The following is a 5122-nucleotide window of genomic DNA, read 5'->3' as shown; positions in this document are numbered from 1 at the left end:
TCGATCGCGATCACCGGGGGACCGCAACTCGCGCTCGTCATCTATCTTGCGTTCTATGCGAGCTGCCTGGCGATGACCTGGTGGTTCTATTTGCGCAAGAGCCCTGCTCAGTCGGGTGCGGCGAGCCTGGCCGAAGCGCGCATTTGATTGCTGCTCTCATGATATCGCAAGCATGCAGCAGCCCTCACGCGGCCGAGTAGAAGAGAAGCCATGAGCGAACCGCTGGTGATCGTCGGCAACGGAATGGCCGCGGCCCGTCTGGTCGACGAACTCGCAAAGGTCGCGCTCGGCCGCTACGCGATCGCTGTCATTGGGAACGAGCCGCGGCTTGCGTACAATCGCGTGCTGTTGTCGTCGGTGCTCGCCGGCGAGACCGCCTCCCACGAGATCGAGCTCAGACCCGCCGACTGGTGGCGCGAGCGCGGCGTTACGTTGAAATACGGATGCGCCGTCACCGAGATTGACCTCGGCCGCCGCGAACTCAAGATTGCAAACGAAGAAAGCATCGAGTTCTCCAGGCTTGTGCTCGCCACCGGCTCTACACCGCTGCGACTGAAGGTGCCGGGCGCCGAACTCGCGGGCGTGCATACCTTTCGCGACAGCCGGGATGCCGATCTCCTGCTGACGCTCGGCGTGGCGAAGAAGCGCGTCGTGGTGGTCGGCGGCGGATTGCTGGGACTGGAAGCCGCTTACGGATTAGCCAAGGCGGGTGCGGCGGTGACCCTCATTCATTTGATGGACCGGCTGATGGAGCGCCAGCTCGATGCGCGGGCGGCGGCATTGCTCAAATTGCTTGTCGAGCCCAAGGGCATCGAAGTTTTACTGAACGCCAGCACCGCGCGCATCCTTGGCGAAAGCCGCGTCGCGGGTGTGGAATTGACGGACGGGCGACGGATCTACGCCGATGCAGTGATTTTCGCCGCCGGTATCAGCCCGAACACTTCGCTGGCCCGGGACGCCGGCATTCCCGTCAATCGCGGTGTCCTCGTCGACGATCATCTGCAAACCGGTGCACCGGATGTTTTTGCACTTGGTGAATGCGCCGAGCATCGCGGCATCTGTTATGGCCTGGTGGAGCCGGCTTACGAGCAGGCCCGGGCCCTTGCCCGGCATCTAGCCGGCCGGACGGCCGCTTATGCTGGCAGTGTGGTCGCGACCAATCTCAAGGTCTCCGGCGTCAGCGTTTTTTCCGCAGGCGATTTCATGGGGTCCGACGGAACTGAAGAGATCGTGCTGAGTGATGAGGGACGTGGCACCTACAAGAAGCTCGTGATATCCGATGGCCGGCTCATCGGGTCCGTGCTCGTCGGCGATGTCGCAGATGCACTCTGGTATCTCGAATTGATTCGCAACAGGGCATCGGTTGGGCGAATTCGGAACCATATGATGTTCGGCCGTCCGACCGCGACGCCGGCAGAAGCGGCATGAGCCGAATTTTGCGATGACGAACATCGATCCGGCGCTGCGCGCGACGCGTACCGCGTGTCCGTATTGCGGCGTCGGCTGCGGCGTGCTGGCGACGCCAGACGGTCGCGGTGGGGCTGCGATCTCGGGGGATCCCGAACATCCCGCCAATTTCGGACGGCTCTGCTCGAAGGGTTCGGCGCTTGGCGAAACGTTGGGCCATGAGAACCGTCTGCTCTATCCGATGATCCGTCGCCGCAAGGGGTCGATGGAGCGGATCGCATGGACCGACGCGCTCGATCATGTAGCCGATCGTCTTCAGCACATTATTGCGCGCGATGGCCCTGGTGCTGTGGCGTTTTATCTCTCCGGTCAATTGTTGACCGAGGATTATTACGTCGCCAACAAGCTGATGAAGGGATTCATCGGCAGCGCCAACGTCGACACCAATTCGCGATTGTGCATGGCCTCGTCGGTAGCGGGCCATCGCCGAGCGTTTGGTGCCGATACGGTACCCGGCTGCTATGAAGATCTGGACAAGGCCGATCTTCTGATTCTGGTCGGCTCGAATGCGGCCTGGTGTCATCCGGTTCTGTTTCAGCGCATGCTCGCCAACAAGCAGCAACGCGGGGCGCGCATCGTGGTGGTCGATCCCCGTCGGACCGATACCGCAGGCGATGCCGACCTGTTCCTGGGAGTAAAGCCTGGCACCGACACCGCGCTGTTCTCCGGGTTACTCGCTCATCTTGCCGAGAGCCGCGCGCTCGATCGCGACTATGTTGAAAACCATACCAACGGCTTCGAAGACGCGCTCGCGCGTGCGCAGAGCATCGCCGGCAGTGCGGCCGCGACCGCGTCGGCGACGGGTCTCTCCGAACAGGAGGTGGCGGCGTTTTTCCAAATGTTTGCGAATACGCCTCGCGTCGTCACGCTGTATTCGCAAGGTGTCAACCAGTCGGCGCAGGGCACTGACAAGGTCAACGCGATCCTGAATTGCCACCTCGCCACCGGCCGGATCGGCAAACCAGGAGCGTCGCCATTTTCGCTCACAGGACAACCGAACGCGATGGGAGGCCGAGAGGTCGGCGGCCTCGCAAATCAGCTCGCCGCGCATATGGGTTTCACGCCGCTTGAGATCGATCGCGTCCGCCGGTTCTGGCAGGCGCCGCGCATCGCGACGCATGAGGGACTAAAGGCGGTCCAGATGTTCGAGGCGATCGCACGCGGTGAGATCAAGGCCTTGTGGGTGATGGGCACCAATCCAGCGGTTTCATTGCCGGACGCGGATTCCGCGCGCGCCGCGCTGAAGAAACTGGAACTGTTCGTCGTCTCCGAAAACGTCCTTTCCAACGACACCGTCAATGCGGGCGCGCATGTGCTGCTGCCGGCTCAGGCATGGGGCGAGAAATCCGGAACGGTAACCAATTCGGAGCGGCGCATTTCGCGGCAGCGTTCGTTCCTGCCGGCGGCCGGGGAAAGCAGGCCCGATTGGTGGATTATCAGCGAGGTTGCCAGGCGTCTCGGTTTCGGCGCGGCGTTCGCCTTCGATTCTGTGGCCGCGATATTTCGCGAACATGCTGCTCTGTCGGCGTTCGAGAATGCCGGCGGCCGTGACTTCGACATCGGTGCGTTGAAATCGTTGTCGAACGAGGCCTTCGATACGCTGGCGCCGGTGCTGTGGCCGATACGTCAGGGCGATACCGAGCCGCAACAACGCTTTTTCGCCGAGGGCGGCTTCTTTTCAAACGACCAAAAGGCCCGCTTCGTGGCGCCCGAAGTACCAGCCTTGCGAACCGAAACCCATGCGGGACGGCCGCTGCGGCTGAATACCGGCCGCATCCGCGACCAATGGCACACCATGACGCGCAGCGGCACCAGCCCTCGGCTTGGTCAGCATCTGCCGGAGCCGTTCGTCGAAATTCACCCCGATGATGCCGCCAGCAACGGCGTGGTCGACGGTGGTTTTGCCCGTGTCTGCACCGACTATGGACAATGCATTCTCAAGGTCGTGGTCAGCGAAAGGCAGCAGCGCGGGATGCTGTTCGCTCCAATTCACTGGAGCGACGCGACCGCGTCCGCTGCACGGGTAGGTGCGCTTGTTGCACCGCTGACGGATCCATTTTCCGGGCAGCCCGAGAACAAGGCGACGCCGGCATCAATCACGCCCCACGAATACGCTTTGGGTGGCTTCGTGTTGTCCCGGGAGCCCCTGGAATTGCCCGATCGTGTCTGGTGGGCGCGCGTCAGCGTTAGTGCCGGCTACGGTTGTCTCTTCGCAGACAACGCCGGGCCCGCGGAATGGGCATCGTGGTTGCGGCCGGTCGCCGGCTCCGATTTTGCCGAATACATCGATATTGGTGGCGGCGTTTACCGAGCGGCTTGCTTTGCCGCAGACCAGATCGAAACATGCCTGTTCCTGGGACCCGCGCGCGATACCAATGACTGGAATGTCGTGAAAGAACTGTTCGCTGCGGGTGCGCTTAGCCATGATGAGCGAAGAATGCTGTTGTCGGGCAAATCGATGCACGGGCTTGCTACCGCTGGCCCGGTTGTCTGTGCCTGCTTTGGCGTCGGCCGCACCACGATTTGCGACGCGATTGCGTCGGAGGCGCACACCACTGCCGAGCTCGGCATAAGGCTCAAGGTCGGAACCAATTGCGGCTCGTGCATTCCGGAATTAAAGCGTCTGATCGCGCAGGCGAGCACGTCCGTTTCCGAAGCGCAAAAATTGGCGGCAGCGCGCTGACCTCAGGCCGCTGTCTCAGTCGTCGTGCTGTTCGCCGGCTCCGGGACCCGCGGACGGAAGAATTGGGACCAGTGGGATCAGTGAGGCCAGAAGCAGCTCAGCGGTAGTGAACACCTCGCTATCCCGAGGTCACCAAATAAATAACCACTGCTGCCGAGATCGAAAACGTTTGTCCCATCGAGAGCGGCTGGCGTCTTGAATTGATTTGAGCGCTAGGCATCTATCTTAGTGTTGCAGCTACGAACTGTTCTGAAGTCACGGTCCGTGCAGTGTCGATCGAACCTGGTCTTCGGCTGCCGTCGTTCTGCTGCCCATGTTTCTCCATTTGAAGGCACGTCAGCAATCAACATAGCTTCGGGCTAGCGTGCGAGATACCTCCTGAGTGCACCAAGCTTTGTCGTTGGGCAAAAAATGATCGAGTATTATCATGAAGGCAATCGTCGTGACGGACCAGGCTGCGGGAACGGCCGGGATGCAGGTGGTGGAGCGGCCCGAGCCGCACGCAGCGATAAACGACGTGGTCGTTCAAGTTCATGCGTCGGGATTTGTCCCGACTGAACTGGCATGGCCATCGACCTGGACCGATCGCGGCGACCGTGACCGAACACCGTCGATCCCCGGCCACGAGCTGGCCGGAGTGGTCACCGCTGTCGGCTACGGCACGACGGGACTGTCGGTAGGACAGCGAGTGTTCGGCCTCGCCGACTGGTATCGCGACGGCACTCTGGCCGAGTATCTAGCCATCGAGGCGCGTAACCTCGCGCCGCTCCCGGGTGACGTCGGCTTCACGGTGGGCGCGAGTCTGCCAATCTCGGGGCTCACCGCGTGGCAGGGACTCTTCCAGCACGGCCGTCTTCAGGCGGGCCAGAGCGTAGTCGCGCACGGCGCGGCCGGCGCAGTCGGTTCGATGGTGACGCAACTCGCGCGCGAGGCTGGCGCGTATGTCATCGCCACCGGTCGCGCGGCCGACCG

3 protein-coding genes and 1 pseudogene are annotated in these 5122 nt (G+C 62.3%); all 4 read left to right on the top strand.

Annotation, left to right across the window (positions count from 1 at the left end; genetic code table 11):
- Window positions 1-147, top strand: a pseudogene (locus tag VJV58_RS08805) (MFS transporter); the annotation flags it as partial.
- A gap of 63 nt (window positions 148-210) precedes the next feature.
- Entirely contained in the window at window positions 211-1428 is a 1218-nt protein-coding gene (locus VJV58_RS08800; protein ID WP_324136955.1) for an NAD(P)/FAD-dependent oxidoreductase, read from the top strand.
- Between the two features lie 13 nt (window positions 1429-1441).
- Complete coding sequence (locus tag VJV58_RS08795; protein ID WP_324136954.1) at window positions 1442-4150, top strand: molybdopterin-dependent oxidoreductase; 2709 nt, start codon at window positions 1442-1444, stop codon at window positions 4148-4150.
- Between the two features lie 427 nt (window positions 4151-4577).
- Window positions 4578-5122, top strand: a 545-nt coding sequence (locus VJV58_RS08790; RefSeq protein WP_324136953.1) for an NADP-dependent oxidoreductase, incomplete at its 3' end; no start/stop codon positions are given.

The sequence above is a fragment of the Bradyrhizobium sp. genome (genome assembly GCF_035273305.1).
Classification (GTDB): domain Bacteria; phylum Pseudomonadota; class Alphaproteobacteria; order Rhizobiales; family Xanthobacteraceae; genus Bradyrhizobium.
This window is presented reverse-complemented; position numbering and strand designations above follow the sequence as displayed.